The following is a 4,361-nucleotide window of genomic DNA, read 5'->3' on the forward strand; positions in this document are numbered from 1 at the left end:
AAACCAAGACCACTAGACAAATCAAAAGACGGTATCGAAGAACTTAAAAAATACGTAGACTCTTTGATCGTAGTTTCAAATGATAATTTATTAGAAGTAATCGGTCGTAAACCAATTGAAGAAGCATTCCAGGCAGCTGATAACATCTTGCGTCAAGGTGTTCAGACTATCTCTGATTTGATTGCGGTTCCTGCTCTTGTTAACTTGGACTTTGCAGATGTTCGTTCTGTAATGCAGAATCAGGGGCGTGCTTTGATCGGCATTGGTATGGCTGAAGGCGAAGATAAAGCAGTATCTGCCGCTGAAAAAGCAATTCAGTCTCCATTATTGGAAGCACAGATTGCAGGTGCAAAATCAGCTATCATTAACATCACTGGCGGTGACAAAGTAAGCTTGTTTGATGCACAGAACGCTGTAGCTGTAATTCAGGATGCTGCAGGTGGAGAAGTTGACTGCATCTTTGGTATCGCAATCAATGAACAGTTAGGTGATGCAATTATCGTAACAGTAATCGCAACTGGGTTTGAAGAACCAAAACCAGTAACAAAGAAACGTTCTGACAATACAGCTAGACAGGAATCTTTGTATACACAACCAACTGTAAAAACACCAGTGAATGCCGGTGTAGTTACAAGTGTTGAAGAAACAAGTCAGGATGATCAGATTCCTAATTTCTTCTTTAATCGTTAATGAAGATATATTATATTGATGATTCATTCTTTACTCATTCTGAATTCGCCCGCCAAATGGCGTATAAATTAGAAGTTTTGTTAAGAGAAAACGAAATAAACTATTTATTGATTTCTGTATCTAAGAATACGGAGAAAGAAATCAAGCGGTTTGAGGAAAGATTGAAGAAATTTAAGATAGAATTCAAACTCAGCACCCAGACTGTTGAAATTGATGGAAATTCGTTTTTGTTGACCAATAATACGCTTCGTATGCCAAATGAAGAGATTCGTGGATTTGCCGGAACTCTTTGCGTAATTGATACAACGACTTTAAAATGGAAGAGAATCTATCTTGATTTATTCCCGGATGAAGAGACGGATATCATTACCTTATTAACGGAGGCAATTGAAGAAAGCCTTGGTCTTGATGATTCGAATAGAGAAAAATCTTAAAGCTTGAGATGATGATCATCCAAGCTTTTTTCTTGTTTAAAAAAAACCACCGTAAAGATGGTCGTAACTAATTAATCCCAGTAGTAATCATAATCATACCAGTCATCTTCAAAATATGGCTGAATATTATATTCATCTTGATAAGTATAATAATATGAATTGCTGGTAATAAGCTCTAAGATTCCGTTTTCGATAGATAAGACAGCATTTACGCAGGCTATGATCGATAATACAAGGGCAATGATCCAACGTTTATTATTCTCAAAATCTTTCAAGGCAAATGCTATACTGACTATTGCCATGGCAATTGGAATTATTACTAATAGCCATAACCTTGAAAAGATAGGTAATAAGATGATTGAAGCAATCGATAAGATCAATACCAGCAACCAGGAGCCTTCATTTTTATTTTGATGTTTTTGTGTTTGTTTTGTCTCCTTAATAGGTGGCATATCATTGGGTTTTTCTGTCATAGTATTCCTCCTAATAAAAGTATTCTATCATAAAAGGAAAAAATCTGAAATTTTAGTGCCAAAAACCTCAAAAAATAATTTTTTTAAAAAAAATTAAAAAAAGTGTTGCATCATATATAAAGTCGTGATAGTATATGTAGGCACTTGTTAAGGAACAAGTTAAATATAAATGGCGCGTTGGAGAAACGGTTAACTCACATGCCTTTCACGCATGCATTCACGGGTTCGAATCCCGTACGCGTCACCAATGAAAAACTAAGCCCTAGAGATAGGGCTTTTAATTTACATGTTATTTAAAATAATAAAAAGATAGATGAGGCAGGCAAAAATAGGAAGTGGAATTTTAATCGTTTCACTTCATTTTGTGATTGACAATTGTTGACTTTTAGTCTAATATTGTAAATTGCATAAAAGTCTGCCATTTTTTATAATGCGCAGATGAAAAAATGAAAAAATCAAACGAAAGGATGGCATGCATGGACAGCAACAAAGCGTATCGTATAGTTTCATGTGGTAAGAAATCCACACGCCGAGACTACTCAAAAGTTAGTGGTAAGCTAGAACTACCAAACCTTGTCGAAATCCAGACAGATTCCTTTAAATGGTTTACTCGCCAGGGAATCCAAGAAGTTTTTGAAGAAATCTATCCAATCGAAAACTATGGTAAAAACATTAAGTTAAATTTCATTCGTTATCATTTTGACGAGCCAAAATATAACGCTGAACAATCCATGTACAGAGAATGTAATTACGCAGCACCTCTGTATGCCGAGATGGAACTAGAAATCACAGATCCTGAAACAGGTGAATTGGTTACTAAAAACGAGGAAGTGTATTTAGGGGATTTCCCTTTGATGACAGAAACTGGAACATTCATCATCAATGGTGCCGAACGTGTTATCGTATCTCAGATCGTACGTTCTCCAGGAGCATATTTTTCTGAAAGCTATGATGATAAGACTGGTAAACAAAATTTTGAATGTGAATTGATTCCAAGTCGTGGTACTTGGCTTGAGTTTATGACAGAACAAAAGAAAACAATGGCAGGACGCACAATCAATGTATCAATTGATCGTCGTCGTAAAGTTCTTTTCTCAATTTTGTTTAAAGCTATTGGTATGTCTTTGAATCTTGAAGTTAATGAAGATACATTGGATACAACAGAAATGGAAACATTCCTGCATACGATTGGACGTAACTGGGAGGATGTAGCTCAGGATCCAGAAAATCGTGAATACATGAACTTGTATTTGTTGTTGTATACAGCTTTCTTTGGAAAATACGAAGAAATTGAAAATTCTTTATTAAACGATAAAGTTAAAACGACTCAGGAAGCATTATTGTCTTTCTATGAAAACCAGCGCAGTGATGAGATTCCCACTCTTGATGGATCTATTTCATTGATGCAGGCAAAATTCTTCGATCATCGTCGTTATGATCTAACAAAAGCTGGAAGATATAAATTAGGCAAGAAATTGAATGCCATTGCCCGTATGGATGGTATGACTCTTGCTCATGATATTATCGATGTAGACGGAAATGTTTACATGGAAAAAGGCTTGATGATCCATCGTGATGAAAGAAATGCGTTACGTGAAGAACTTGCCAAAGGTACATATTGTACAGCTTATCCATTTAGAGCTGAATTCCATGAAGCAGATATCGTAAGTATACCTACAAGCTTTAATACAGGTCTTGTTGGACGTATTTTAGCAAAAGACATCGAAGTTAATGGTGTACTTTATGAACAGGGAACTGTTTTGACACAAAAAGATGTAGATGTTTTAAAGGAAAATAAAGAAGAAGTTGCGATCTATGCCGGCTTATTTGCAAAACCGGTTGTATTGACCAAAGAAAACTGCAATGCTGTATTCAACTATGGTCAGCGTTTATATGTGCTAGGTCGATTAACAAATGCCAAGGGACAAGATATCGTTGATGAGGATATGGAACTAGTTGCACAGCGTTATATGATCGGTGTAACTCCAGATAAGATCAGCGATGAAGATCGTTTAGCTGTTAGCCAGCGTGCTTTAAACGAAGAAGTAACCGCATGGTTGGTTGGTGCCTGCATCCAGGAAGTTTATGTAACAGACAAAGCAGGAAATGAAATTAAGATTGCCGGTAATGATCCATTCGCTAATAAACATACGATCACAATGTCTGATATGTACGCATTCTTCTCTTATAGCTTGAATGTTATGGAAGGTGTCGGAACAACAGATGACATCGATATGTTGGGTAACCGTCGTATCCGTTCAGTTGGCGAATTGATCCAGAACCAGTTTAGAATTGGTTTATCAAGAATGGAACGTGTTGTTAAAGAACGTATGTCTATCCAGGAATTAGATAGCTTAACACCAAGAAAATTAACCAACATTCGTCCATTAACGGCAGCTATCAAAGAGTTCTTCTCAAGTTCTCAGTTATCTCAGTTCATGGACCAGCAGAACCCGCTAGCAGAACTTACAAACAAGCGTCGTATTTCTGCATTAGGACCTGGTGGTATCACTCGAGATCGTGCAAGTTATGAGGTTCGTGACGTTCACAGTTCTCACTACGGACGTATTTGTCCAATCGAGACACCAGAAGGTCCAAACATCGGTTTGATCTCTAACTTGACTACATATGCAAAAATCAATAAATATGGTTTCATTCAGACTCCATATCGTATCGTAAATAAAGATGGTACTGTTCAAGAAGAAGCTGTTTATCTAAGTGCGGATGAAGAAGCAGATTATGAAACAAGTAATTTAGAATTGAA

General features: G+C 36.6%; 3 protein-coding genes, 1 tRNA gene and 1 pseudogene. 4 read left to right on the top strand and 1 reads right to left on the bottom strand.

The window, feature by feature from the left end; genetic code table 11:
- Nucleotides 1–690: cell division protein FtsZ (locus tag HMPREF0367_RS01555; protein WP_035400497.1), on the top strand; the 690-nt coding region annotated here is incomplete at its 5' end.
- Nucleotides 690–1,124, top strand: coding sequence for a hypothetical protein (locus HMPREF0367_RS01560; protein ID WP_015536158.1), 435 nt, complete (start codon nt 690–692; stop codon nt 1,122–1,124). The genes HMPREF0367_RS01555 and HMPREF0367_RS01560, both read left to right, overlap by 1 nt.
- A gap of 71 nt (nt 1,125–1,195) precedes the next feature.
- Here HMPREF0367_RS01560 and HMPREF0367_RS01565 read toward each other — a convergent pair whose 3' ends face one another.
- Complete coding sequence (locus tag HMPREF0367_RS01565; protein WP_035400499.1) at nt 1,196–1,597, bottom strand: hypothetical protein; 402 nt, start codon at nt 1,595–1,597, stop codon at nt 1,196–1,198.
- A 171-nt stretch (nt 1,598–1,768) separates the two neighbouring features.
- Between HMPREF0367_RS01565 and HMPREF0367_RS01570 the strand changes: the two genes are divergently transcribed.
- A tRNA-Glu gene (locus HMPREF0367_RS01570) sits at nt 1,769–1,844 on the top strand.
- Nucleotides 1,845–2,073: 229 nt separating this feature from the next.
- Nucleotides 2,074–4,361: pseudogene (locus HMPREF0367_RS01575) on the top strand (DNA-directed RNA polymerase subunit beta); the annotation flags it as partial.

The sequence above is a fragment of the Faecalitalea cylindroides ATCC 27803 genome, assembly GCF_000469305.1.
Taxonomy (GTDB): domain Bacteria; phylum Bacillota_I; class Bacilli_A; order Erysipelotrichales; family Erysipelotrichaceae; genus Faecalitalea; species Faecalitalea cylindroides.

What these genes read in the sequence shown, in the direction of transcription:
- HMPREF0367_RS01565 (WP_035400499.1), bottom strand. Translation starts at nt 1,597, where the DNA reads ATGACAGAAAAACCCAATGATATGCCACCTATTAAGGAGACAAAACAA.
- HMPREF0367_RS01560 (WP_015536158.1), top strand. Translation starts at nt 690, where the DNA reads ATGAAGATATATTATATTGATGATTCATTCTTTACTCATTCTGAATTC.